At 56.6% G+C, this 26,654-nt stretch carries 24 protein-coding genes; 3 read left to right on the top strand and 21 right to left on the bottom strand.

Annotated features, from left to right (window positions below):
* Nucleotides 1-3: 3 nt before the first annotated feature.
* The gene (locus EDF73_RS14975; protein WP_132729897.1) at nt 4-1,047 is read right to left on the bottom strand and encodes a GMP reductase; all 1,044 of its coding nucleotides are present in this window, start codon (nt 1,045-1,047) and stop codon (nt 4-6) included.
* 347 nt (nt 1,048-1,394) lie between these two features.
* On the opposite strand from EDF73_RS14975, the gene coaE reads away from it, so the two are divergent.
* From coaE to yacG, 3 genes are read left to right on the top strand one after another with little or no spacing between them, the layout of a single operon-like run.
* Nucleotides 1,395-2,015 (top strand): dephospho-CoA kinase, encoded by a 621-nt coding sequence (gene coaE / locus EDF73_RS14980; protein WP_132729898.1) that lies wholly within the window; start codon nt 1,395-1,397, stop codon nt 2,013-2,015.
* Entirely contained in the window at nt 2,015-2,758 is a 744-nt protein-coding gene (zapD, locus tag EDF73_RS14985) for a cell division protein ZapD (protein WP_132729899.1), read from the top strand. The genes coaE and zapD overlap by 1 nt, the downstream gene beginning before the upstream one ends.
* Nucleotides 2,759-2,767: 9 nt before the next feature.
* Nucleotides 2,768-2,962 (top strand): DNA gyrase inhibitor YacG, encoded by a 195-nt coding sequence (yacG, locus tag EDF73_RS14990; RefSeq protein ID WP_132729900.1) that lies wholly within the window; start codon nt 2,768-2,770, stop codon nt 2,960-2,962.
* 84 nt (nt 2,963-3,046) lie between these two features.
* Here the strand turns inward: yacG and mutT are convergent, their stop codons facing one another.
* The 20 genes from mutT to cra all read right to left on the bottom strand — a co-directional run bounded on the left by mutT (nt 3,047) and on the right by cra (nt 26,510).
* Complete coding sequence (gene mutT / locus EDF73_RS14995; protein WP_132729901.1) at nt 3,047-3,442, bottom strand: 8-oxo-dGTP diphosphatase MutT; 396 nt, start codon at nt 3,440-3,442, stop codon at nt 3,047-3,049.
* A gap of 58 nt (nt 3,443-3,500) precedes the next feature.
* Nucleotides 3,501-6,206: a preprotein translocase subunit SecA gene (secA, locus tag EDF73_RS15000; protein ID WP_132729902.1), complete on the bottom strand. Its 2,706-nt coding sequence runs from the start codon at nt 6,204-6,206 to the stop codon at nt 3,501-3,503.
* 59 nt (nt 6,207-6,265) lie between these two features.
* Complete coding sequence (gene secM, locus EDF73_RS15005; protein WP_165905722.1) at nt 6,266-6,760, bottom strand: secA translation cis-regulator SecM; 495 nt, start codon at nt 6,758-6,760, stop codon at nt 6,266-6,268.
* Nucleotides 6,761-7,010: 250 nt separating this feature from the next.
* A complete protein-coding gene (gene lpxC, locus EDF73_RS15010) occupies nt 7,011-7,928 on the bottom strand; it encodes a UDP-3-O-acyl-N-acetylglucosamine deacetylase (RefSeq protein WP_132729903.1) in 918 nt (305 codons plus the stop codon).
* A 100-nt stretch (nt 7,929-8,028) separates the two neighbouring features.
* Complete coding sequence (ftsZ, locus tag EDF73_RS15015) at nt 8,029-9,180, bottom strand: cell division protein FtsZ (RefSeq protein WP_004857884.1); 1,152 nt, start codon at nt 9,178-9,180, stop codon at nt 8,029-8,031.
* A 62-nt stretch (nt 9,181-9,242) separates the two neighbouring features.
* Nucleotides 9,243-10,505, bottom strand: coding sequence for a cell division protein FtsA (ftsA, locus tag EDF73_RS15020; RefSeq protein WP_004857881.1), 1,263 nt, complete (start codon nt 10,503-10,505; stop codon nt 9,243-9,245).
* Nucleotides 10,502-11,335, bottom strand: a complete 834-nt coding sequence (gene ftsQ / locus EDF73_RS15025) for a cell division protein FtsQ (protein ID WP_132729904.1) — start codon at nt 11,333-11,335, stop codon at nt 10,502-10,504. Before ftsQ ends, ftsA begins: the two co-directional genes overlap by 4 nt.
* Nucleotide 11,336: 1 nt before the next feature.
* A complete protein-coding gene (locus EDF73_RS15030; RefSeq protein ID WP_132729905.1) occupies nt 11,337-12,257 on the bottom strand; it encodes a D-alanine--D-alanine ligase in 921 nt (306 codons plus the stop codon).
* Nucleotides 12,250-13,725 (bottom strand): UDP-N-acetylmuramate--L-alanine ligase, encoded by a 1,476-nt coding sequence (murC, locus tag EDF73_RS15035; RefSeq protein WP_132729906.1) that lies wholly within the window; start codon nt 13,723-13,725, stop codon nt 12,250-12,252. Before murC ends, EDF73_RS15030 begins: the two co-directional genes overlap by 8 nt.
* Nucleotides 13,726-13,772: 47 nt before the next feature.
* Nucleotides 13,773-14,843, bottom strand: a complete 1,071-nt coding sequence (gene murG / locus EDF73_RS15040; RefSeq protein ID WP_132729907.1) for an undecaprenyldiphospho-muramoylpentapeptide beta-N-acetylglucosaminyltransferase — start codon at nt 14,841-14,843, stop codon at nt 13,773-13,775.
* A complete protein-coding gene (gene ftsW, locus EDF73_RS15045) occupies nt 14,840-16,090 on the bottom strand; it encodes a cell division protein FtsW (protein ID WP_132729908.1) in 1,251 nt (416 codons plus the stop codon). Before ftsW ends, murG begins: the two co-directional genes overlap by 4 nt.
* Nucleotides 16,090-17,406: a UDP-N-acetylmuramoyl-L-alanine--D-glutamate ligase gene (murD, locus tag EDF73_RS15050; RefSeq protein ID WP_132729909.1), complete on the bottom strand. Its 1,317-nt coding sequence runs from the start codon at nt 17,404-17,406 to the stop codon at nt 16,090-16,092. The genes ftsW and murD overlap by 1 nt, the downstream gene beginning before the upstream one ends.
* Nucleotides 17,407-17,408: 2 nt before the next feature.
* Complete coding sequence (gene mraY, locus EDF73_RS15055; RefSeq protein WP_132729910.1) at nt 17,409-18,491, bottom strand: phospho-N-acetylmuramoyl-pentapeptide-transferase; 1,083 nt, start codon at nt 18,489-18,491, stop codon at nt 17,409-17,411.
* The gene (murF, locus tag EDF73_RS15060; protein ID WP_132729911.1) at nt 18,485-19,843 is read right to left on the bottom strand and encodes a UDP-N-acetylmuramoyl-tripeptide--D-alanyl-D-alanine ligase; all 1,359 of its coding nucleotides are present in this window, start codon (nt 19,841-19,843) and stop codon (nt 18,485-18,487) included. The genes mraY and murF overlap by 7 nt, the downstream gene beginning before the upstream one ends.
* Nucleotides 19,840-21,327 carry a UDP-N-acetylmuramoyl-L-alanyl-D-glutamate--2,6-diaminopimelate ligase gene (gene murE, locus EDF73_RS15065; RefSeq protein ID WP_132729912.1) on the bottom strand — a complete coding sequence of 496 codons (1,488 nt, stop codon included), beginning with the start codon at nt 21,325-21,327 and terminating at the stop codon, nt 19,840-19,842. Before murE ends, murF begins: the two co-directional genes overlap by 4 nt.
* On the bottom strand, nt 21,314-23,080 hold the full coding sequence (locus tag EDF73_RS15070) for a peptidoglycan glycosyltransferase FtsI (RefSeq protein ID WP_132729913.1): 1,767 nt from the start codon (nt 23,078-23,080) through the stop codon (nt 21,314-21,316). The genes murE and EDF73_RS15070 overlap by 14 nt, the downstream gene beginning before the upstream one ends.
* A gap of 15 nt (nt 23,081-23,095) precedes the next feature.
* Nucleotides 23,096-23,461: a cell division protein FtsL gene (gene ftsL / locus EDF73_RS15075; RefSeq protein WP_004857854.1), complete on the bottom strand. Its 366-nt coding sequence runs from the start codon at nt 23,459-23,461 to the stop codon at nt 23,096-23,098.
* A complete protein-coding gene (rsmH, locus tag EDF73_RS15080) occupies nt 23,458-24,399 on the bottom strand; it encodes a 16S rRNA (cytosine(1402)-N(4))-methyltransferase RsmH (RefSeq protein WP_132729914.1) in 942 nt (313 codons plus the stop codon). Before rsmH ends, ftsL begins: the two co-directional genes overlap by 4 nt.
* A 1-nt stretch (nt 24,400) precedes the next feature.
* Nucleotides 24,401-24,859: a division/cell wall cluster transcriptional repressor MraZ gene (gene mraZ / locus EDF73_RS15085; protein ID WP_132729915.1), complete on the bottom strand. Its 459-nt coding sequence runs from the start codon at nt 24,857-24,859 to the stop codon at nt 24,401-24,403.
* Nucleotides 24,860-25,505: 646 nt separating this feature from the next.
* Nucleotides 25,506-26,510 (bottom strand): catabolite repressor/activator, encoded by a 1,005-nt coding sequence (gene cra, locus EDF73_RS15090; RefSeq protein ID WP_132729916.1) that lies wholly within the window; start codon nt 26,508-26,510, stop codon nt 25,506-25,508.
* Between the last annotated feature and the right edge of the window lie 144 nt (nt 26,511-26,654).

The following is a 26,654-nucleotide window of genomic DNA, read 5'->3' on the forward strand; positions in this document are numbered from 1 at the left end:
GCATTACAGGCTATTGAACACGCGGTTCTCTTGTTCCTGTACGCGAATAAAGGTCGTGCGTTTGGTTAGCTCTTTCAGACGAGACGCGCCCACATAGGTGCAGGCAGAACGCAGGCCGCCGAGAATATCACGGGCGGTATTTTCCACCGGGCCGCGCAGAGGCAGCTTAACGGTTTTACCTTCCGTCGCGCGGTACTGCGCCACGCCGCCAACGTGACGCGTCATCGCTGATTCAGAACTCATGCCGTAGAACAGCATGAATTTCTCGCCGTTTTCTTCAACGACGGTACCACCGCTCTCTTCATGACCCGCCAGCATTCCGCCCAGCATGACGAAATCAGCGCCGCCGCCGAAGGCTTTCGCCACATCGCCCGGCATGGTACAGCCGCCATCGCTGACGATCTGCCCGCCCAGGCCGTGCGCCGCATCGGCACATTCGATCACGGCGGAGAGCTGCGGATAGCCGACGCCGGTCTTCACGCGGGTGGTGCACACGGACCCCGGGCCGATGCCCACTTTCACAATATCGGCACCGGACAGAATCAGTTCTTCGCACATTTCGCCGGTGACGACGTTACCCGCACAGATGGTTTTCTGCGGCCAAGCTTCGCGCGCTTTGGCGACAAACTGGACAAAGTGTTCAGAATAACCATTCGCCACGTCGATACAGACGAAGTTGAGCTGCGGGTTCTGAGTGAGGATCTGTTTGGTTTTTTCGAAATCCACATCAGAAGTCCCGGTGGACACCATAACGTATTTCAGCACATCAGCAGAAACTGACTGGACAAAACCCTGCCACTCTTCAACGCTATAGTGTTTGTGAACCGCGGTCAGAATACCGAATGAGGCCAGCGCCTTCGCCATGCCAAAGGTACCAACGGTATCCATGTTGGCAGCGATGATCGGCACGCCAGACCAGGACTGAGCAGAATGTTTAAAAGTGAATTCACGTTCCAGCTGAACATCAGAACGGCTTTTGAGGGTAGAGCGTTTTGGGCGGATAAGAACGTCTTTAAAACCAAGCTTCAGATCTTCTTCGATACGCATGTGCGAATTCCTGGGGTTAATTGCATTATTGTGAGAGCACAACTCCGGTGACGTTATCATACGCGCGAATCAGGGCTGCGCAAGACTGCGATTTTCACTTTTTTTACGCTACAATCGTATAAATTTACCTGGTGAACAGCGAATAGCGCGCTTGCGATAATCACTGTCCAGCGCATTATTTTTAACTACTTGATTTATATATACAAAACAATCCAGTCTATATTGTGAGGGCCGTTCGTTGGCCCGAGACAGCCTTGATGAGGCATCGCTCACAAGGCCAGGGCGCGGGTGAATAACGAACTTCTCTGCAGCGTAATGTGTATATAGTCAGTTCAGGATCGGAAAGCATGAGGTATACGGTAGCGTTAACGGGCGGCATCGGCAGTGGTAAAAGCACCGTGGCTGATGCATTTTCTCACCTTGGGGTTAACGTTATCGACGCAGACATTATCGCCCGTCAGGTCGTCGAACCCGGCACTCCCGCCCTGCAGGCCATTGCCGCGCATTTTGGTTCGCTGACGATCAATGATGACGGCACGCTGAACCGCCGCGCGTTGCGGGAAAAAATCTTTGCGCATCCTGAGGATAAAGCCTGGCTTAATGCGCTGCTGCATCCGCTCATCCAGCAGGAAACGCGCAGACAAATGCAGGCCTCTCGCTCGCCTTATCTCCTCTGGGTGGTCCCGTTGCTGGTTGAAAACCACCTGGCCGCCAACGCTGACCGCGTGCTGGTCGTCGATGTTCCCACAGAAACTCAGATCGCGCGTACGATGCTTCGCGATCGGGTCAGCCGTGAACATGCCGAACATATTCTTGCCGCCCAGGCGACGCGTGAACAGCGCCTCGCCGTTGCGGATGATGTTATTGAAAACATGGGCCCGCCGGATGCCATCGCAGCGGACGTCGCCCGCCTGCACGAAAAGTATCTTATGCTGGCATCGCAGGCCGCCTCACAGGAAAAATCGTAATGCACACCCCTGTTCTATTTGAACATCCACTCAATGAAAAAATGCGTACCTGGCTGCGTATTGAATTTCTGCTGCAGCAGCTGACCGTTCACCCGACGATCGACACCTATGCCAATGCGCTCCATTTCTTCCGCAACGCGGGCGATCTTTTAGATGTTCTGGAGCGCGGCGAGGTGCGAACGGATCTGCTGAAAGAGCTGGAACGCCAGCAGCGCAAACTGCAATCCTGGGCGGAAGTTCCCGGCGTCGATCGCCAGCGCATTGAGGACTTACGCCAGCAGCTGAAGCAATGCGGCAGTACGCTGATGTCCGCCCCGCGGATCGGCCAGTTCCTGCGCGAAGACCGCTTGATTGCCCTGGTGCGTCAGCGTCTGAGCATTCCCGGCGGCTGCTGCAGCTTCGATTTACCAACGTTACACGTCTGGCTGCATATGCCTCAGGTGTATCGCGATGAACAGGTCGGAAGATGGTTAGCCAGCCTTGCACCGCTGACGCAATCCCTGGTGCTGATCCTCGACCTGATTCGTAACTCGGCCCCTTTTCGCAAGCAGACCAGCCTCAACGGCTTTTATCAGGACAATGGCGAAGATGCCGACCTGCTGCGTTTACGCCTGGATATTGCCAGTCAGCTGTATCCGCAAATTTCCGGCCATAAGAGCCGGTTTGCTATTCGCTTCCTGCCATTGGACAGCGAGCTTGGGATCGTACCTGAGCGCTTTGATTTTGAACTGGCTTGTTGTTAAGGAGCAAAAATGTCAGAAGAGACGATCGTCAATTGCCCAACCTGTGGCAAAACCGTGGTCTGGAACGAGCGTAGCCCGTTTCGGCCATTTTGCTCAAAACGCTGCCAGCTGATCGATCTCGGAGAGTGGGCTGCGGAAGAAAAACGTATTCCTAGCGCCGGAGATTTGTCCGATACCGATGACTGGAGCGAGGAACAGCAGTAATTGCGCCAGCCCGGCCGGGCGCTGCACGGTCGGGGTAAATCCCGGATGGCGATGACGGATAGCCTCGTCCGGGAAAATTTTTGCTCAGAATGCGGTCTGGACTAACTTCGTAATAACCGGCTCATTTGCCGGCGGAAACGCCTCGGCCACCAACGCCTGCTGGGCAATCCAACGTCCCGGCTGCCCCTCTTTGCCCCACGGTTCGCCAGCCCACGTCTCGACCAGCCAGAACCACAGCGTAATATGCCGATCCGGGAACTGATACTCCAGCTTATCAAACAGCCGGGATGACTCTACCGTAATACCCACCTCTTCCTGAAGTTCACGCGTCAGCGCCTGCTCCGGGGATTCCCCGGCTTCAATTTTCCCCCCGGGAAACTCGAGTTTATTGGCCATATGAGCGTCGGCTGCCCGCTGGGTAATAAAGATTTCTCCCTGCGGGTTACGGATAATGCCAACAGAAATTTGTAGTTTTTTCATTGTGTTAATTCCATAAAAAAGGCGCAGATATCTGCGCCTTTAGTTTTATTCTCTGAGCTTAACTCAGACGACCATGGCACTGTTTGTATTTTTTACCAGAACCACACGGGCACGGATCGTTCCGGCCGACCTTGCGCTCGCCCGTCTCCTCAGCCAGTGCGGCGGCGGCGGCGGTCTCGTCATCCTGATGGCTAAGCTGCTGCATCTGCGCCAGACGCTCGGCTTCTTCGCGACGCTGCTGCTCCATCGCCTCCACTTCTTCCGGCATCCGCACCTGAACCTTGCTCAGGGTGCTGATCACTTCATACTTCAGTGATTCCAGCATCGCGGCAAACATGGAGAACGATTCACGCTTATATTCCTGCTTCGGATCTTTCTGCGCATAACCGCGCAGATGGATACCCTGGCGCAGATAGTCCATCGCCGCCAGATGCTCTTTCCACAGAGAATCGAGGGTCTGCAGCATCACGCCCTTCTCGAAATGACGCATCATTTCGGCACCGACCACCTCTTCCTTACGCTGGTAGGTTTCAATCGCGCTCTGCAGAATACGTTCGCGCAGCGTCTCTTCATGCAGCTCAGGCTCTTTATCCAGCCACTCTTTCAGCGGCAGATCAAGATCGAAGTCGTTTTTCAGACGTTCCTGCAGGCCTTCCACATCCCACATTTCTTCCAGCGACTGCGGCGGAATATGCGCGTCGATAGTCGCTTTGAACACGTCTTCACGGATGCTGTTGATGGTTTCGCTCACGTCAGAAACATCCAGCAGCTCGTTACGCTGGCTATAGATCGCCCGGCGCTGATCGTTGGCAACATCGTCATATTCCAGCAGCTGCTTACGAATATCGAAGTTGCGGCTTTCCACTTTGCGCTGTGCGTTAGCAATCGCTTTGGTCACCCATGGGTGCTCAATCGCTTCGCCTGGCTTCATACCCAGCTTACGCATCATGCCGGAGACGCGATCGGAGGCAAAGATACGCATCAGGGCATCTTCCATCGACAGGTAGAAGCGCGAAGAACCGGCATCCCCCTGACGACCGGAACGGCCGCGCAGCTGGTTATCAATACGACGGGATTCATGACGCTCGGTGCCGATAATGTGCAGACCGCCCGCCGCCAGAACGGCATCATGACGAACCTGCCAGTCGGCTTTAATCTGTTCGATTTGCTCTGGCGTCGGATCTTCCAGCGCCGCGACCTCTGCCTGCCAGCTACCGCCGAGCATAATATCGGTACCACGACCGGCCATGTTGGTGGCGATGGTCACCGCCGACGGATAGCCCGCCTGGGCGACAATATCCGCTTCGCTGGCGTGGAACTTAGCGTTCAGAACGTTGTGCTTGATGCCGGCTTTCGTCAGCTCATGAGAAACCACTTCTGATTTTTCGATCGAAATGGTACCCACCAGAACCGGCTGGCCTGCGGCGGTACGCTCTTTAATATCTTCGATAATCGCCTGAATTTTTTCCGCTTCGGTCATATAGACCAGATCCGCCATGTCCTTACGGATCATCGGACGGTTGGTCGGGACAACCACGGTATCCAGCTTGTAGATGGAGCTAAATTCGAAGGCTTCGGTATCCGCCGTACCCGTCATCCCCGCCAGCTTCTCGTACAGACGGAAGTAGTTCTGGAAGGTGATAGAGGCCAACGTCTGGTTCTCGTTCTGGATATCCACGCCTTCCTTCGCTTCCACGGCCTGATGCAGACCATCGGACCAGCGGCGCCCCTGCATGGTACGACCGGTGTGCTCATCGACGATAATGACTTCGCCGTCTTTGACGATGTAGTCGACGTCGCGGGTGAACAGCACGTGCGCACGCAGCGCTGCGGTCACGTGGTGCATCAGCATAATATTGGACGGTGAATACAGAGATTCCCCTTCCTCCATAATACCTTCCTGTACCAGCAGCTCTTCGATCAGCACCAGGCCGCGTTCGGTCAGGTTAACCTGACGCGCCTTCTCATCGACGGAGAAGTGGCCTTCACCGGTAAAGGTATCGGAGTCTTCTTTATCCTGGCGCACCAGGTGCGGGATAATTTTGTTTACGCGCTTGTACATCTCCGAGCTGTCTTCTGCCGGACCGGAAATGATCAGCGGGGTACGCGCTTCATCGATCAGGATGGAGTCGACCTCATCCACCAGCGCGTAGTGCAGTTTGCGCTGAACGCGCTCTTCCGGGCTAAACGCCATGTTGTCGCGCAGGTAGTCGAAACCGTATTCGTTGTTAGTGCCGTAGGTAATGTCCGCACCGTAAGCTTCGCGTTTCGCTGGAGCAGGCAGGCCGGACATGTTGATACCCACCGTCATACCGAGGAACTCGAACAGCGGACGGTTGTTTTCCGCATCACGCTGCGCCAGGTAGTCGTTGACGGTCACCACGTGAACGCCTTTACCCGACAGCGCGTTCAGATACGCCGGCAGCGTGGCGGTCAGGGTTTTACCTTCACCGGTACGCATTTCCGCGATGCAACGCTCGTTGAGCACCATACCGCCCAGCAGCTGCACATCGAAGTGGCGCATGCCGAATACGCGTTTACTCGCCTCACGAACCACCGCAAAGGCTTCCGGGATCAGGCTTTCTACGCTTTCGCCTTTCTCCAGACGCGCGCGGAACTCGGCGGTTTTGCCTTTCAGCTCCTCATCGGAGAGCTTTTCCAGCGCCGGTTCCATGGCGTTGATCACGCCAACGGTTTTGCGCATGCGGCGCAGAGTACGATCGTTACGACTACCGAAAACTTTAGTTAATAATTTGATTAGCATAATAAAATCTCAAACGCCCCGCTGTGCGGAGTCACAAAAAAGAATAATCCGTTTTTCGTTCAGCTGAGACGTTGAGGCCCTGCACGTATCCCCGTCACCTGGCTAATCCAGGCCGAGACACAAAACGCAGAATGGGACGGGGTGTATGACGCCTGACGGACGCTTACCGGCGGTTTGCTTTCCTGTGTCAGCAGCGCGCTGAGCGTATCGAGCAGAGCCAGGTGTTGCGCCTGTAATGGCGAAGACTCTTCCGCAACCGGCAGCGCTTGCGGCGCCATCGCGAATGACAGATGGCGTATAACCGTGCGGATAGCATGCTGATGCCAGTAATCAACGGTAAAGTTGGGGCGACGGGCGGCTTCCAGCAGCGCCAGCTGGGAGAAATTAACTTTGCTCGGATGGTGGTTGCTTGCCGTAGCTTTCGCCGGCGAAGGGGTTTCATGACTGTTGCTGAGCGCAGGCAGGCCAAGGCTAGCCGCGACCATCCCCAACAGGAGATGCGGCCAGAAATACCGTCTGCCAAACTGTCGCCAGCGCGTCAGCAATCCACTCACTTACGTTACCTTTAGTTGAAGCAACCCCAGGAAATAATTTTGCGCCCAAATACTACCATTAATAGCGCGCTACGGCAGCAGGAATGAAGGCTCCGGCAGGGCAAAAACGTTCAATAAAACAGCGAACGAACGATGGACAGCACTGCAGAATCAAGGCGTAACAGGGGGAGGAAGGCAAAAATGAAAAAAGACTGGCCCCCTGGTCGGAGAGAGTACCAGGTTACCAGTCGATTTTACTGAATGGTCAGGCTTACGCCATAACCATTGACGGTGCGCGGAATGCCAGCGGCATTTCTGCTTCGTCTTCGAAAGTCACGTACTCCCAGGCTTCCTGTTTTGCCAGAACAGCCTGCAGCAGTTTGTTATTCAACGCGTGACCGGATTTGAACGCCGTGAATGCACCGATGATATTGTGACCACACATAAACAGGTCACCAATCGCATCCAGCATTTTGTGACGAACAAACTCGTCTTCAAAGCGCAGACCGTCTTCGTTCAATACGCGATAATCGTCAACAACGATGGCACAATCGAAGCTGCCGCCCAGGCACAGGCCGCGGGACTGCAGATATTCGATATCACGCATAAAACCAAAAGTACGAGCGCGACTAATCTGGCGCATAAATGCATCAGCAGAGAAGTTCATCGCGTAGCGCTGGCTGCTTGCGTCAATCGCCGGATGGTTAAAGTCGATGGTAAAGTCCAACGAAAAACCATTGTACGGCTTAAACTCAGCCCATTTGTCGCCATCTTCGACGCGAACGGCCTCTTTGATGCGCACAAATTTCTTGGCACAGTTCAGTTCATCGATACCAGCGTCCAGCAACAGATAAACGAACGGCGCAGCACTACCATCCATAATTGGAATTTCCGGCGCATCGACTTCAATAACAATGTTGTCAATGCCCAGGCCAGCCAGTGCGGCATTCAGGTGCTCGACTGTAGAAATCCGCACGTCATGCTCGTTCACCAGGCAAGTACAGAGCATGGTATCACGCACAGATTTGGCATCAGCCGGAAAATCAACCGGTGGATTCAAGTCGGTGCGACGATAGATGACCCCGGTATTTGCCGGCGCAGGGCGCAGCGTCAGGGTGACTTTCTTGCCGGTATGCAAACCGACGCCAGTCGCCTGAACGATACGTTTAAGAGTCCTTTGTTTGATCATCGTATAATCTCGCCAAGTTACCTATCCAACCGAAGTGTACAACACATTCGGGAGGGCAGTTTAGCACAAAGAGCGCAGATGCCCAACTTCCAGCCGATTCTTAATCAGCTTGCTTACGCAGGAAGGCTGGGATATCCAGATAATCCGGCTCTTTCGCGGTTTGCGGCGTATTGTCGTTCACCACTTTCGCGACCGGTTTCTGCTCTTGAGTCAATGGAGCCATACCGTGTTGCTGGTAGCGATCCATCACCGGCTGCTGAACCTGTTTGTTGGTCACCAGGGTAATTTCCGGACGTTTGTCCATACCGATACCGGTAGCCACAACGGTTACACGCAGTTCATCATTCATATCCGGGTCAAGGGAGGTACCGATAACCACGGTGGCGTTATCCGATGCGAAAGCACGAATAGTATTACCCACGGTTTCGAACTCATCCAGACGCAGGTCGAAGCCCGCGGTGATGTTGACCAGAACGCCGCGCGCGCCGGACAGATCGATATCTTCCAGCAGCGGAGAAGAGATCGCCATTTCAGCCGCTTCTTCCGCACGGTCTTCACCGCTCGCCACGCCGGAGCCCATCATCGCATAGCCCATTTCGGACATCACGGTGCGCACATCCGCAAAGTCGACGTTCATCAGACCCGGACGGGTAATCAGTTCGGCGATCCCCTGTACCGCGCCTTTCAGCACATCGTTTGCCGCGCCGAAGGCGTCCAGCAGAGAAATGCCACGACCCAGAACTTTCAGCAGCTTGTCGTTCGGAATGGTGATCAGCGAATCCACATGCTTGGACAGCTCAGTGATCCCCTGTTCGGCGAACGCCATGCGCTTTTTGCCTTCAAAATTAAACGGTTTGGTGACAACAGCCACGGTCAGGATACCCAGATCCTTCGCGACTTCCGCCACCACCGGCGCGGCACCGGTACCGGTACCGCCGCCCATACCTGCCGCGATAAACACCATGTCTGCACCATCAAGAGCAGCACGCAGCGCTTCACGGTCTTCGTCAGCCGCATTGCGACCCACTTCCGGGTTTGCACCGGCCCCCAGACCTTTGGTAATACCGCTACCGATCTGAATAGTCTGGCCAACAGCCGTTTTACGCAGCGCCTGCGCGTCGGTGTTCACCGCGAAGAATTCAACGCCCTCGATGCGCTCGCGCACCATGTGTTCAACGGCATTACCGCCGCCGCCACCGACGCCGATGACTTTAATCACCGCGTCGTTGGTCAGTTCCATAGGTTCAAACATAGTTTCTCTCCGTTTTGTGCCTGTCGCCTGAGAACGCTAATTTTCTGCGTTCTCTTAAAAAATTAAAACTCTTTTCGCAGCCAGCTATTAAGTCGCTTAATCCACGAGCCAACTGATGCCGTTACACGTTTTTCCACTTCAGCTTCACCACTGAGATGAGATTCCTTCCCGTAGTGCAGCAACCCAACCGCCGTCGAATAATACGGCTCCTGGGCATAATCCGTTAAGCCGGTAATATTCAGCGGCGCGCCAATACGCACCTGCGTATGGAACACGCGCTGAGCGCAGGCGGCAAGACCTTCGATTTGCGCGGCGCCGCCCGTTAAAACAATCCCCGCCGCCAGGTGGTGTTTCACCCCTTGCTGGCGAAGCTGCTCCTGCAGTTGCAGGATCTCTTCATTCACCAGGTTGAGCAGCTCGGTATAACGCGGCTCAATCACCTCTGCCAGCGTCTGGCGCTGCAGGCTGCGCGGCGGACGCCCGCCGACGCTCGGCACTTCGACGTTTTCGTCTTTGCCGACAATGGAACCCAGCGCGCAACCGTGGCGTACCTTAATCGCTTCGGCATCGCTCGGCGGCGTCCCGAAAGCGTAAGCGATATCGCTGGTCACCACGTTGCCCGCGTAGGGGATCACTTTGGTATGACGCAGCGCACCGCCGGTATAAACGGCGATATCCATTGTACCACCGCCGATGTCCACCACGCAGACGCCCAGTTCACGTTCATCTTCCGTCAACACGGAATAACTGGCGGCTAAACCGGCGAAAATGAGTTGGTCCACTTTCAGACCGCAACGTTCCACCGCTTTAACAATATTTTTCGCCATATCGTTATGGCAGGTAATCAGGTGCACTTTTGCCTGCATACGCACGCCGGACAGCCCCACCGGGTTTTTAATCCCTTCCTGGTAGTCGATGGCGTACTCCTGCGGAATCACGTGCAGGACGCGATGTTCATCGCGTACGCGAACCGACTTCGCGGTATGCACCACGTTCTCGACGTCGTCCAGCGTCACTTCTTCTTCTGAAATCGGCACCATACCAATTTCATTTTGACAGCTAATATGTTTACCTGAAAGCGCCAGATACACTGACGAAATCTGGCAATCCGCCATCAGTTCGGCCTGGTCAATGGCGCGCTGTACGCATTTCACCACGGATTCCAGATCGTTAACCCCGCCTTTATCCATACCACGCGACGGGCAACTGCCCACGCCAATGATATTGACCACGCCGTCGGGCAGAACTTCCCCTACTAAAGCGGCAACCTTCGCGGTGCCAATCTCCAGTCCAACTACCAGTTTTCTGTCCGTCGCCTTGATCATTGTTGTTCTGCCTGTGCCTGATTCTGTTGTTGATTAGTTTCCTCTGCGGGAGCAGGTACCCAGCCCACTGCCGCCCCCGAGTCATAACGCAAATCAACGTAGCTTATCCGTTTGCCGTCGGTCTGCGCTTGCTGCTGAAGAACCGGGTAGAGTTCCATAAAGCGCTGAAGCCGTTTCATGGTATCGCCTCGGCCAAGGTTGAGCTTAATGTCGTTATTAAGCGTCAACTGCCAGGAGCGACGCGCGGTCATTGCCGCCACTTTCAACGTGAATTTATCCTTTGCCAGCACCTGCCCCATGTCACGATACCCTTGCAACACTTCGTTCTCACTGCCTTCCGGGCCGTACAGCATCGGTAAATTCTGCTTACTGGTGCGATCTGCCGGCACGCTGAAGGAATTTCCCTCAACGTCCACCATATGCTGATCATTCCAACGCGCAATCGGCACATATTCAACCAGATGAATCTTCAATTCGTCCGGCCATTGCTTTCTGACGCTCGCCTGCTTAATCCACGGCAGACGTTCAATCTGACTTTGGATGATGTTGACATCCTGGGTCATAAAGGTCCCCGGCGAACCCAACGCCAGAATCGCCTGGCGAATATCATCGTTGCGCGTGTAGTGGCGCTCGCCGGTGACCACCATCCTGGACAGCGGTAAGCGCTGTGCATCTTCCATCCAGCCCAGAACCATCCACCCGCTGACCAACACGGTACATAGCACCGCCAGCAGGAAGAAAATCCCGGCCAGACGAGTTCCATTACTCCGACGCGAAGAAGACGTCTCCTCTTCTTCGTGGTTCCGCGTATTCAGCGCAGCTTGCGACATATCACCCCGCCAGGTCCAGAATTCGAACAACAAGCTGCGAGAAGCTCATCCCTGCCTGACGGGCCGCCATCGGCACCAGGCTATGGCTGGTCATGCCAGGGGAAGTATTCGCTTCCAGCAGATAAAACTGGCCATCGCTGTCCAGCATCACGTCAATGCGCCCCCAACCTTTACAGCCGAGAATATTCCAGGCTTTAACGACCAGGGCCTGAATTTCTGACTCGCGGGCAGGATCCTCACAACCTGGGCAGAAATATTGCGTCTCATCAGAGAGATACTTCGCCTCATAATCATAGAAGGTTCCAGCCACCTGGATACGGATTGACGGTAAAATTTCTTCACCGACGATAGCGACGGTGAATTCTGGCCCACAGAGCCATTTCTCAATCAGAACTTCATCATCATGCTGAAAAGCCAGCGCCAATGCATTGTGTAATGCACAACTTTCGCTCACTTTCGACATACCGACGCTGGAACCTTCGCGACCCGGCTTCACAATCAACGGCAATCCCAGGGCGGCGATCTGCTGTTCAGCCTCGGCAGAGAGGCCGGCGTTGAACTGCGCACGGGTCAGCGCGACCCACGGGGCGACGGGTAAACCGGCGCCCTGCCACAGCAGTTTGCTGCGCACTTTGTCCATTGAGATAGCCGAGGCCATCACGCCGCTGCCGGTATAAGGCAGTTGAATCAGCTCCAGCAGCCCCTGCAGGGTACCATCTTCCCCACCGCGGCCGTGCAGCGCAATAAACGCTTTCTGAAAGCCCATCTGTTTCAGCTGGGTAATATCAACGTCGCGGGGATCGACCGGGTGCGCATCCACGCCGCCTTCACGTAAGCCAGCGAGCACAGCGGCCCCCGAATTGAGCGAGACTTCGCGCTCCGCAGAGGTGCCGCCAAAGAGAACCGCGATTTTATCAGCCATGGCGCTCCTCCTCCGTTTTTTGCGGCACGAGTTTGATTTCAGCCAGGTGGCGGGCGATCTTTCCGATGTTGCCCGCGCCCTGCACCAGGATCAGATCATTGCCGGTCAATACCGATGCCAGCATCTCCGCCGCCTGAGCGGGGTCGGAAAGCAGAATCGGATCAACCTTACCGCGGCCGCGGATAGTACGGCACAGCGAACGGCTATCGGCCCCTGGAATCGGCGCTTCACCGGCGGAGTAGACATCCAGCATCAGTAGCGCATCGACCTGAGTCAGCACGTTGGCGAAATCGTCATACAGATCGCGCGTACGGGTAAAGCGGTGCGGCTGAAATAACATCACCAGATTTTTATCCGGCCAGCCCGCGCGCGCCGCTTTGATGGTGGCATCCACCTCTGTCGGATGATGACCGTAATCATCAATCAGCATCGCGCTGCCGCTTTTTCCATTGACCTGCTCCAGCGGATATTCGCCAAGAAAATCAAAACGGCGCCCGGTCCCCTGGAAGCTTTCCAGCGCCCGCAGAATGGCTTCATCGTCAATGCCTTCTTCCGTCGCCACGGCCACCGCGGCGGCGGCATTAAGGGCGTTATGACGGCCCGGCGCGTTCAGGGTCACCTGAAGCACCTCTTTGTCCTGGCGAACCAGACGGAAATGGCCCTGGGCGCCGACCTGGCGGTAATCTTCTACCCGCACGTCAGCATCATCATGAAAACCGTAGGTGGTGATCTGGCGGCCCACGCGCGGCAGCAGTTCACAAATCACCGGGTCATCCACGCACATCACCGCGCGCCCGTAGAACGGCAGGTTGTGCAGAAAGTTAATAAAGGTCTGCTTTAAGTTTTCAAAGTCGCCATGGTAGGTATCCATATGATCGGCTTCGATATTGGTCACAATAGCGACCATCGGCTGCAGATGCAGGAACGATGCATCGCTCTCATCCGCTTCCGCAATCAGGTAGCGACTGTGGCCAAGGCGGGCGTGAACGCCTGCCGCTTTCACCAACCCGCCGTTGACGAAGGTCGGATCCAGACCCGCTTCCGCATAAATACTGGAGACCATCGCGGTGGTGGTGGTTTTACCGTGGGTACCGGCAATAGCAATCCCGTGACGAAAACGCATCAGTTCCGCCAGCATCTCCGCACGGCGAATAACCGGGATACGCGCTTCATGCGCCGCGACAATTTCCGGGTTCTCCGCGGAGATCGCGCTGGAAACCACCACCACGCTCGCATCGCGCACGTTTTCCGGACGATGGTTGAAATAGATCGTGGCGCCAAGTTTCGACAGCTGTTGCGTCACCGGATTCGGCGCCAGGTCGGAGCCGCTAATCTGGTAGCCTTCGTTAGCCAGAACTTCGGCAATACCGCCCATGCCAGCACCGCCAATGCCAACAAAGTGAATGTGCCGGACGCGACGCATCTCGGGCACTATGGAACGCAGTTTCGCCAGATCTTGTGTATTCATTCTTTACGCCATCAACTTCTTTATACGGGCGGTGAGATTCACCGCGATTAGCGCGCCAGTGCTGCAGCGCTCACTTCTTCTGCTACCCGCTCGGTAGCATCCGGAATCGAGGCTCTACGCGCTCGTTCCGCCATATCCAGCAGCGTTTCCCGATCCCAACCGGCCAGCGTCTGCGCCACGGCATCGACGGTGAACTGAGGTTGTTCGAGAATTTTCGCTGCGCCCGCTTTCTCCAGCGGCAGTGCATTCCAGTACTGCTGACGATCCTTGTGCTGAAACGGCACGAATAGCGCCGGTAAACCTGCTGCGGCGATTTCACTGACCGTCAGCGCTCCGGAGCGGCAGACAACAACATCGGCCCAGGCATACGCCGCCGCCATGTCATCAATAAATTCGGTCACTTTATGCTGCGGCTGCCCGGCATCCGCGTAAGCCTGCTGTACCGTCTGCTGGCCACCTTTACCGCTTTGGTGCCAGATGGTGACCGCCGCGCCCAGTTTCCCGGCCACCTGCGGCATGGTCTGGTTCAGCACGCGGGCGCCCTGCGAGCCGCCTACCACTAACACGCGCGTTGGCCCCTGACGCCCAACCAGACGCTGTTCCGGCAACGGCAGCGCCAGGACGTCGGTCCGCACCGGGTTGCCCACCACGTCGGCATGCGGGAACGCACCGGGAAACGCCTGCAATACGGTCTTCGCAATCTTCGCCAGCCATTTGTTCGTCAGGCCGGCAATACCATTCTGTTCATGCAGCACCACCGGGATACCCAGCGACCATGCCGCGAGGCCACCCGGGCCGGAAACGTATCCGCCCATGCCCAGTACGACGTCGGGCTGGAAACGTTTCATGATCTCCCGCGCCTGACGCCAGGCGTTGAAGATCCGCACCGGTGCTAACAGCAGCGCCTTCAGGCCCTTGCCGCGCAGGCCCGATATGCGGATAAAATCAATTTCAATGCCGTGCTTCGGCACTAAATCCGCTTCCATACGATCGGCGGTACCGAGCCAGCGAACCTGCCAGCCCAGGTCCATTAAATGGTGCGCGACCGCCAGCCCCGGGAACACATGTCCACCGGTACCGCCCGCCATCACCATTAACCGCTTTTCCTGACCGCTCATCGAACACCCCGTGTAAACGCCTGGGCTTTTTCCAGACGCGTTTCATAATCAATTCGCAACAGCAACATGATGGCCGTCGACATAATCAGCAAACTGGAACCACCGTAACTGATCAGCGGCAGCGTCAGACCTTTAGTTGGCAGCATGCCTGCCGCCGCCCCGACGTTCACCAGCGCCTGGAAGCTAAACCAGATCCCGATAGCGCAGGCCAGGAAGCCGGAGAAGCGCTGGTCGATCTCCAACGCTTTGCGGCCAATCGACATGGCGCGAAAGGCGACGAAGAATACCATTAATAGGGCCAGTACCACACCGATATAACCGAGTTCTTCGCCGATAATGGCGAAGATGAAGTCGGTATGCGCTTCCGGTAAATATTCCAGTTTCTGAACCGAGTTACCTAAGCCCTGTCCCCACATTTCGCCGCGGCCGAACGCCATCAACGATTGGGTCAGCTGATAGCCGCTACCGAACGGGTCCTCCCACGGGTTCCAGAAGGAGGTGACGCGGCGAATACGGTACGGTTCGGCCAGGATCAGCAGCACCACCGCCGAGATCCCCATCCCGATAATGGCGATGAACTGCCACAGCCTGGCGCCGCCAAGAAACAGCATCGCCAGGGTGGTCACAAACAGCACCACCACCGTACCGAGGTCCGGCTGCGCCAGCAGCAGGATCGCCAGTACGAAAATCACGCCCATCGGCTTCAGGAAGCCGCGCAGGTTGTTACGTACTTCATCGCCTTTGCGCACCAGGTAGTTGGCGATGTAGCAGAACAGCGACAGCTTGGTAAATTCCGCCGGCTGAATACGCAGAGGACCCAGCGCAATCCAACGCGATGCCCCGTTTACCGAACTACCGACGACCAGAACGATCAGCAGCATCACGATAGAGGCAATCAGCATCGCGGTGCTGTGCCGCTGCCAGAACTCCATCGGCAGACGTAACGTCACCAGTGCCAGCCCCAGCGCCAGCAGGATGTACAGTCCGTCACGCTTGGCGAATAAGAACGGGTCGTTGGCCAGCCGCTGGCCCACCGGCATCGAGGCCGAGGTCACCATAATGAAACCGACGGCGGCCAGACCAAAGGTCAGCCACAGCAGCATCCGGTCATACATGACCAGACTATCGCTATCTTTCTGCCGGGAACCCATCACCCAGCCTTTCAGCGCGGCAAACAGCCAGGCGAAGATAAACATCCCCGGCAGTCGCCACTGAGGCATTTTCAGGCGCGGGAGGGATAAACGCATCAACCTAACTCCTTCGCCAGACGGACAAACACATCGCCCCGTTGTTCAAAACTCTTAAACTGATCGAGGCTGGCGCAGGCGGGCGACAACAGCACCATATCGCCCGATTTCAGCTGCGGGGCAATCTGCCGCATCGCCTGTTCCATCGTCTCAGTTTGCGTCGCCGCTTCCGGGCGCAGCGCAGCCAGCTGCTCGCCATCGCGACCGAAGCAGTACAGACGGATATTGTCTCCCTCCAGGTAACGTTTCAGCGGCGTGAAATCTGCGGATTTCCCATCACCGCCCAACAGCAGGTACAGCGTCCCGTCCAGATGCAGCCCGTTCAGCGCGGCCTCGGTACTGCCGACGTTGGTGGCTTTCGAATCATTGATCCAGCGAACGCCGTTATGCTCCAGCGCCAGCTGGAAGCGGTGCGCCAGGCCGGTAAAGGTGGTCAACGCCTTGAGGCTGCTGGCGCGCGGCAGGCCCGCGGCATCGGCCAGCGCCAGCGCCGCCAGCGCATTGCTGTAGTTATGCTGCCCGGTAATGTGCATCTCTTTGACGTTGAGGACCTTTTCACCTTTCACCCGCAGCCAGGTTTCTCCCTGCTGACGGTTGAGGTGGTAGTCGCCGACGTCCACGCCGAAGCTAATGCAGCGCTCATCGGCGCCGCGCACCGGCATCGTCAACCCGTCATCGGCGTTCACGATGCAGGTCTTCGCATTTTCATATACCCGCAGTTTGGCCGCACGATACTGCTGCAGACCCAGCGGGTAACGATCCATATGATCCTCGGTCACGTTGAGGATCGTCGCCGCCACCGCCCGCAGGCTGGCGGTGGTTTCCAGCTGGAAGCTGGAGAGCTCCAGAACATACAGCTCGCGGGAGGCATCAAGCAGCATCAGGGCAGGCAGGCCGATATTACCGCCGACGCCGACGTTCACCCCCGCCGCTTTCGCCATCTCGCCCACCAGGGTTGTCACGGTGCTTTTACCGTTCGACCCGGTGATGGCGATAACCGGCGCCTGCGCTTCCCGGCAGAACAGCTCAATGTCGCCGACGATTTCCACGCCCGCATCCGCCGCCGCGCTCAGGGCAGGATGGGCCAGCGCGATTCCCGGGCTTGCCACAATCAGATCCGCCGCCAGCAGCCAGTCTTCATTCAGACCGCCAACGTAACGTTCAACCGCTTCCGGCAGCTTATCCAGTCCCGGAGGCGCGACGCGGGTATCCATCACGCGCGGCGTCACGCCGCGCGCCATGAAAAAGTCCACGCAAGACAGCCCGGTCATCCCCAGGCCAATAATGACGACTTTTTTACCCTGATAATCTGCCATGATTAACGTACCTTCAGCGTCGCCAGGCCAATCAGCACCAGCATCAGCGAAATAATCCAGAAGCGCACGATAACGCGCGGTTCCGGCCAGCCTTTCAGTTCATAGTGGTGGTGGATCGGCGCCATACGGAAGATGCGCTGACCGCGCAGCTTAAAGGAACCGACCTGCAGAATGACCGACAGCGTCTCCACCACAAACACGCCACCCATAATCACCAGCAGGAACTCCTGGCGCAGCAGCACGGCAATGATGCCCAGCGCGCCGCCCAGGGCCAGTGAGCCGACATCGCCCATAAAGACCTGCGCCGGATAGGTGTTGAACCACAGAAAACCAAGACCCGCGCCGACAATAGCCGTACAGACGATAACCAGTTCGCCGGCGTGGCGCAGGTAGGGAATGTGCAGGTAGTTGGCAAAGTTCATGTTACCCGTAGCCCAGGCCACCAGCGCAAAGCCCGCCGCCACAAACACGGTCGGCATAATCGCCAGACCATCCAGACCATCGGTCAGGTTGACCGCATTGCCGGTGCCGACAACCACGAAGTAGGCCAGCAGAATGTACAGCAGCCCCAGCTGCGGCATGATGTCTTTAAAGAACGGCACCACCAGCTGAGTGGCTGGCGTATCTTTCCCGGCCAGATACAGCGCGAAGGCAACGCCCAGCGCAATCACCGACATCCAGAAATACTTCCAGCGGGCAATCAGGCCCTTGGTGTCTTTACGCACGACTTTGCGGTAGTCATCGACAAAACCGATAATGCCGTAACCGATCAGCACCGTCAGGACGCACCAGACGTACGGGTTCGACGGGTAAGCCCACAGCAGCACGGATACCACAATCGCGGTCAGGATCATGATCCCGCCCATGGTTGGGGTGCCTTTCTTGCTGAAATGCGATTCCGGGCCGTCGCTACGTACGACCTGACCGAAGGAGAGTTTTTGCAGACGGGCGATCATGCGCGGGCCCATCCACAACGAGATGAACAGCGCGGTCAGCAGGCTGACGATGGCGCGAAACGTCAGATAGGAAAAGACGTTAAAGCCGGAATAATATTTGACCAGATGTTCGGCCAGCCATACTAACATGTTCCATTCTCCTGTAATGCGCGTACGACCTCTTCCATGGCGGCACTACGTGAACCCTTCACTAAAATGGTGATAATACTGTGTTCTGACAGCAGTTCGCGCAGACGAGCCACCAGCGATGCTTTATCGCTGAAGTGTTCGCCCACCGTGCTGGCGCGGCTGATTTCCGCGCTCAGCACGCCGGTGCTGAGTACCCGATCAAGCCCTGCCGCTTTCGCCGCTTCGCCAACCTGACGGTGGCAGACTTCGCTTTCCGTACCCAGTTCAGCCATATCGCCGACCACCAGCACGCGATAACCCGGCATCTCTGACAGCACCTGTACCGCGGCGGTCAGCGAACCGACGTTGGCATTATAGGAGTCATCAAGCAGCAGTTGGTTTTCCGCAAGAACGATCGGGAACAGACGCCCAGGCACCGCTTGCAGCTGCGCCAGACCGGCTTTTACCGCGTTTAACCCTGCGCCAACCGCCATCGCCAGCGAGGCGGCAGCCAGCGCGTTGGCGATATTATGCCGCCCCGGCAGCGGTAGCAGAACATCCACGCTCCCCAGCGGGGTTTGCAGCGTAAATTCCGTACCGTGGCTGGTGACGTGAATATTGGTGGCCGTAAAGTCGCTGTTAGCCGCGTTCGGCGAGAAGCGCCATACCTTGCGCGCGCCAATCACGTTTTGCCAGTTCAGCCAGTCGTTATTGTCAGCGTTAAGAATCGCGATGCCGTTTTCCGCCAGGCCGGTAAAGATTTCACCCTTTGCTTTCGCCACGCCCGCCAGCGACCCAAAACCTTCGAGGTGCGCGGCGGCCAGATTATTGACCAATGCCGCTTCCGGGCGCGTCAGGCTGACGGTCCAGGCAATTTCGCCCTGGTGGTTCGCCCCAAGCTCGATAACCGCATACTGGTGCTCTTTAGTCAGACGCAGCAGCGTCATCGGCACGCCGATATCGTTATTCAGGTTGCCGGCGGTATACAGCGTATTGCCGCACTGACCGAGAATCGCTGCGGTCATCTCTTTGACCGAGGTTTTCCCGGAAGAACCGGTTAACGCCACAACGCGGGCCGGAACCTGCTGACGCACCCATGCCGCCAGCTCGCCGAAGGCCAGGCGGGTATCTTTCACCAGCACCTGAGGTAAATCACTGTCCAGCTTACGACTCACCAGCAGCGCGCCTGCGCCCGCTTGCCGCGCCTGTTCAGCAAAATCGTGACCATCAAAGCGCTCGCCTTTCAGCGCCACGAACAGGCAGCCCGCCGTAATTTTACGGGTATCCGAAGTGACCTCATCAATGGCCAGATCGTGACCGTGCAGCTCGCCGTGCGTAATCCCGGCGAGCTGGCTTAAGGTAAAGCGAATCATGCTACCGCTCCCAGCAGACGCGCCACGGTGACGCGATCGGAGTAGTCAAGGCGACGATTGCCGACAATCTGGTAATCCTCATGGCCTTTCCCGGCGACCAGCACCACGTCGTTCTCTTGCGCCTGCATCACGGCGTTCGTCACCGCTTCGGCCCGGCCCTCTTTGACCTTCGCATGGCCGGCGTCCAGCATCCCGGCGAGAATATCGTTGATGATCGCGCGGGGCTCTTCGGTGCGCGGGTTGTCATCGGTCACGACAACAATATCGGCGAATTCTTCGGCGATGGCGCCCATCAGCGGACGTTTGCCCTTATCGCGGTCGCCGCCGCAGCCGAAGACGCACCACAGCTTGCCGTTGCAATGCAGACGTGCCGCCTGCAGCGCTTTCTCCAGCGCATCAGGGGTATGGGCATAATCCACCACCACCGTCGGTTTGCCCGGCGCGCTAAACACTTCCATACGGCCACAAACCGGCTGCAGACGCGCAGCGGTTTTCAGCAGCTCCGCCAGCGGATAACCCAACGCCAGCAGCGTCGCCAGCGCCAGCAGCAGGTTGCTGACGTTAAACGCGCCCATCAGGCGGCTTTCAATTTCGCCCTTGCCCCAGCTGGATTCAAAGTGGATCGTCGCGCCGCTGTCGTGATAGTTCACGGCCGTCGCCTTCAGCCAGCGACCGTGGCAGTTCGGATTGATATGATCTGCCATCGAGACGGCAACCGCGTCCGGCAGCTTCGCCAGCCAGCGGCGGCCCACTTCATCATCGGCGTTGACGATAGCCTGACCGCAATGATGCGTGGAATAAAGCAGCCATTTCGCCGCTTCGTAATGTTCCATATCACCGTGATAATCGAGATGATCGCGGCTTAAGTTGGTAAAGACCGATGCGGCAAACTGCAGCGACGCCACGCGATGCTGAACCAGCCCGTGAGAAGAGACCTCCATCGCCGCGAACGTTGCCCCCTGCCCTGCGAGGCCGGAAAGCACGTGCTGCACATCGACCGCAGAGCCGGTGGTGTTTTCCGTCGGAATCACTTTCTCCAGCAGACCGTTACCGACGGTCCCCATCACCGCGCTGGTTTCGCCCAGCAGTTTGGCCCATTGCGCCAGCAGTTGAGTGGTGGTGGTTTTGCCGTTGGTTCCGGTTACGCCGACCAGGCGCAGCTGTTGCGACGGCTGATGGTAAAAACGCCCGGCCAGCGCAGACAGGCGCTCGTTGAGCTGGCTCAGATAAATCACCGGCACGCCGTGCATTTCACGGATTTCGCCATCTGTAGCCTCGTCTTTGGCCTCAGCAATAATGGCAGCAACACCTTGCGCTATCGCCTGCGGGATATAACGACGCCCGTCCGCCTGATGACCTGATACCGCGACAAAGAGATCGCCGGAAGCAGCCACCCGGCTGTCCAGCGTCATCTCTCGCAGAATTCGCTCCGGCGCATTTGGCACCCACGGAGCGAGAAGGTCGCGCAAATTACGATCTGCCACCTGTTCCCTCGCCTTGATTAATCACAAATTCACTTTTTTCGCCCGTTGCCAACGCATCCGGCTCAATGTTCATGGTACGCAGCACGCCGCCCATGATGGCACCGAAGACCGGCGCGGAAACGGCGCCGCCGTAGTATTTACCCGCCTGCGGGTCGTTGATCACCACCACCAGCGCGAAACGCGGGTGGCTGGCGGGCGCAACGCCTGCGGTGTAAGCAATGTATTTGTTGATGTAGCGACCATCCGGCCCTACTTTTTTCGCCGTACCGGTCTTAATCGCGATGCGGTAGCCTTTAATCGCCGCCTTCACCCCGCCGCCGCCGGGCAGCGCCACGCTTTCCATCATATGCACAACGGTGCGAACGAGAGGTTCCGGGAAGACGCGCTCCCCGGGAACCGGCGGATCAACTTTGGTAATCGACAGCGGACGATAGATGCCATAGCTGCCGATCGTTGCGTAGACTCGCGCTAACTGTAACGGCGTTACCATTAGCCCATAGCCGAAAGAAAAGGTGGCCCTCTCTATGTCAGACCACCGTTGTTTTTGAGGGTATAAGCCACTGCGTTCTCCGACCAACCCCAAATTGGTCGCTTTTCCCAGTCCAAAACGTGAGTAAGTATCTACTAACGCTGAGGACGGCATCGCTAACGCCAGCTTGGAAACACCGACGTTACTCGACTTCTGTAGTACCCCGGTCAGGGTCAATTCGCTGTAGCGCGCCACGTCTTTGATCTCGTGGCCGTTAATACGGTAAGGAATGGTATTCAGCACGGTATTTTCGTTCACAATGCCGCGCTGCAGCGCCGTCATCACCACCATCGGTTTCACCGTTGAACCCGGTTCGAACACGTCGGTGATGGCGCGGTTGCGCATGATGTCTTTTGCCGTGCCGGAGAAATTATTCGGGTTATAGGACGGGCTGTTCGCCATCGCCAGTACTTCGCCGGTGCTGACATCCACCAGTACCGCACTTCCCGATTCGGCTTTGTTAAACGCCACGGCGTTGTTCAGTTCGCGATAAACCAGCGCCTGCAGGCGCTCATCGATGCTCAGCGCAAGGTTATGCGCGGCCTGGCTGTCGGTGGAAGAGATATCTTCAATGACGCGGCCATAGCGGTCTTTACGCACAATACGCTCGCCTGGCTGGCCGGTAAGCCATTTGTCAAAGCTCTTCTCAACGCCTTCAATCCCCTGGCTATCCACGTTGGTGAAGCCAATAAGGTGAGCGGTAACTTCGCCTGACGGGTAGTAGCGGCGCGACTCTTCGCGCATGTGAATCCCCGGCAGTTTGAGTTTCTTAATGTAATCTGCCATATCAGGGTTGACCTGACGGGCCAGATAGATAAAGCGCATTCTCGGGTTGGTATTGATGCGCGATGCCAGCTGATCCAGCGGCATGTTTAACGCATCGGCCAACGCCTTCCAGCGATTATCGAGGGTGACGCCGCCGGCATCATGCAGCTCTTTCGGGTCAGCCCAAATCGCCTTCACCGGCACGCTCACCGCCAGCGGACGGCCTGAGCGGTCGGTAATCATCCCGCGGGCGGTCGAAACCTCCTGCACGCGCAGAGATCGCATATCACCCTGACGCACCAGCATGTCCGGGCTGATCACCTGCAGCCAGGCCACGCGGCCCAACAGGAAAGCCAGAGCCAGCAGAATACAGCCGCACAGCAACGCAAAACGCCAACTGATAAAGTTGGCCTGTTCTTCCTGACGTTTTGGTTTTAGCGTTTTCGGCGCTGCTTTCATGCGTCGCAATAATCCTTATTTTTGTACAACGATATTTTCTTGTGATGGATCGACGTGTTGCATCTGCAACTTCTCGGTCGCGATCCGCTCAACCCGACTATGATCGCCGAGCGCGTTCTCTTCGAGGATCAGGTTTCGCCATTCAATATCCAGCGCGTCACGTTCCAGAACCAGTTGTTCACGCTGCGCGGTTAACAGACGGGTATGGTGCGCCGTCGTCACTACGGTAATCGCCGTTATGATGATGCAAATGAACAGACAGAGTGGCAGCTTCCCAAACCGCAGAAGATCGTCCCCGATAACGCCAGGCAAGGCATGACGCTCGTTGCTTCCTAACGATCCTTTAACTTTGCTTAAGGCTTCTGTCACTCTGCCGATCATGCGTTCGTCCTCTCTGCAATACGCAGAACTGAACTACGGGCCCGTGGATTCTCTGCCACCTCTTCTTCGCCCGGCATCAACTTGCCTAGTGCCCGCAACTCACGGCCGCCCAGTTTTTTGAGCTGCTCTTCCGTCATCGGTAACCCAGCCGGAACCTGCGGACCGCGGCTTTGCTCACGCATAAAGCGCTTCACAATACGGTCTTCCAGCGAGTGGAAACTGATGATCGAAAGCCGCCCGCCCGGGGCCAGCACGCTGAGCGAGCTTTTTAGCGCCTGCTCTATCTCCTCCAGTTCACTGTTCACCCAAATGCGCACCGCCTGGAAGGTACGGGTCGCGGGATGTTTGAACTTGTCCTTCACCGGGGTCGCCGCCGTCACCACTTCCGCCAGCTCTTTCGTGCGGGTCATGGGTGCAATACGGTTGCGCTCAACGATGGCGCGCGCGATACGCTTACCGAAACGCTCTTCGCCAAAGGTTTTAATCACCCAGGCGATATCGGCCTCCTCGGCAGTCTGGAGCCACTCGGCGGCAGACTGACCGCGGGTAGGATCCATCCGCATATCCAGCGGGCCATCGCGCATAAACGAGAAGCCGCGTTCAGCGTCATCAAGCTGCGGTGAAGAGACGCCAAGATCGAGAAGAATCCCGTCGATCTTGCCCGTCAGTTGGCGCTCACTAACATAATCTGCAAGCGCAGAGAAAGGTCCATGTATGATGGAAAAGCGTGGGTCATCAATGGTCTTCGCCACGGCGATAGCCTGCGGATCGCGATCGATAGCCAGCAGGCGGCCTTCCGCTCCCAGCTGGGAGAGGATCAGACGCGAGTGTCCGCCGCGACCAAAGGTCCCATCAATGTAGATACCATCCGGACGGATATTCAGGCCGTTGACGGCTTCATCCAGAAGTACCGTAGTGTGTTTAAAATTTTCCATCATGTTATAGAGACAAATCCTGCAGACGCTCCGATAGCTCGTCGGTAGCGGACTGCTCAGCGTCGATATCTTCCTTGACCCGTTGATACCAGGTCGTTTCATCCCACAGCTCAAACTTATTGAACTGCCCGACCAGCATCACTTCTTTTGTCAGCCCGGCATGTTGCCGTAACACCGGCGCAATCAACAGACGCCCGGCATTATCCATCTGACATTCGCTGGCATGACCCAAAAGCAGACGCTGTACACGCCGCTCAACGGGATTCATGCTCGATAAACGCGACAATTTTTGCTCGATGATTTCCCATTCAGGCAAGGGGTAAAGCAGCAGGCACGGGTGATGAATGTCAATGGTACAAACCAGTTGACCGGAAGCGTCTTCGATCAGCCCGTCGCGGTATCGCGTCGGCACGGCCAGACGGCCTTTGCTGTCGAGATTGACTAACGTTGCCCCACGGAACATGCCAGCCTCACCCCTTTTCGCCACTTTAACCCACAAATTCCCACCAGAAGGAGTTTACGGAGCGGAGGAAAAGCTTGTCAAGCCAGCACGAATACCAACGAAGCTCAAAAACCCATTATTTGCAGCCGATATTAGGCCTGATGAAATAATCATCACCAAACGAGGCAAATTAACGCTATGAATACGTGTAAGAAAACAACCAACAAATTCGTAACAGTTAAAAGCAACAAAATATCTTCGGTGGGAAAATATAAAGTGTCAGTTTGCGACGCGAGCGGCATTTTAGGCGATTATGATGTCCGTTAACAGTGTCTCTTGTCGTCGGAGAGGCACTCTTGCTGCGGGGTACGGGGAGATGAGCGGCGGATTAGCCGTAAAATGATTGTTAATTCAGCGATTAACTTAATGAATGTAACAAAATAATACAAATAAAAGCCAATTTATCTTCTTTTATAGCCGGGGGAGACTACAGAACACGCCCTGCGGAATAAAACAAAATAATGCGTAAAGAAGTTTAGGGATTTGTCTGAAAGCGATTCAATTTGGCATTTTCATGATAATTTGTACGGATTATCGCCAGACGATTCTTCGTCTGGCGAGCCAGATACAAATTATCCGGGCGTCCCGATACGAATAATCCTGGCGATCAGCGACGGTTCAGACTACCGCGGCGATACAGATTACGCCGGATACGGCTTAAACCCGGCTTTGGCTTACGCGGTTCGTCAAGGCTGGCCAGCACAATCTCCAGCACGCGTTCAGCAACGTCGCGATGGCGCTGGGCCACGGCCAGTACCGGGCACTGCAGGAAATCCAGCAGTTCGTTGTCGCCGAAGGTCGCAATCGCCAGTTCGGACGGCAGTTTCCCTTCCCGACGCAGCGTCACATCCATGACCCCCTGCAACAGCGGGAATGAGGTGGTGAACAGCGCCTGCGGCATCGGATGTGTTTCCAGCCACTTCTCAAACAACTGCGCCGCCGCTTCGCGTTCAAAGCTGTTGGCATACAGATACTGCACCTCACGCGGATCGTCACTCCACGCGCTACGGAACCCCTGTTCACGCAGGAAGCTCACCGACAGCTCCGGCAACGCGCCCAGATAGAGCACGCTTTCGCCGGGGAATTTGCGCAGCTCAGCAGCCAGCATTTCCGCATCATCCTGATCGGCACCGACTACGCTGGTGAAATGCTCGCGATCGAGCGCACGGTCAAGGGCGACAATCGGAAAAGGATCGTTGGCCCAGCGCTGATAGAACGGATGCTCAGGTGGTAATGACGTTGAGACGATAATGGCATCGACCTGACGCTGCAGGAGATGCTCAATACAGCGCATCTCGTTATCAGGCTGATCTTCCGAACAGGCGATCAGCAGCTGATAGCCGCGCTGGCGCGCCTGGCGTTCCAGGTAGTTAGCAATACGGGTATAGCTGGTATTTTCCAGATCGGGAATGACCAGGCCAATAGAACGCGTGCGTCCTGCACGCAAGCCAGCAGCGACCGCATTTGGGTGATAGTTGTGCTCACGAACGACAGCCATCACTTTTTCAACCGTTTTGTCGCTAACGCGGTACTGCTTCGCTTTACCATTAATCACATAGCTAGCGGTGGTTCGCGAGACACCGGCCAGCCGGGCGATTTCATCCAGTTTCACAATTGCCCCTTGGGTAATAAGTACAGAACATAACCTTTCTTCAGCTATGGATTCATTTACATAACATCTAAACGCAGAATAGTTAGCGCAGCAACCGCTTTTGTCTACAGTTCCCACCGATTTCGCAAAAAAATAACCCGACAG

It is taken from the genome of Klebsiella sp. BIGb0138 (assembly GCF_004342285.1).
Lineage (GTDB): Bacteria > Pseudomonadota > Gammaproteobacteria > Enterobacterales > Enterobacteriaceae > Klebsiella.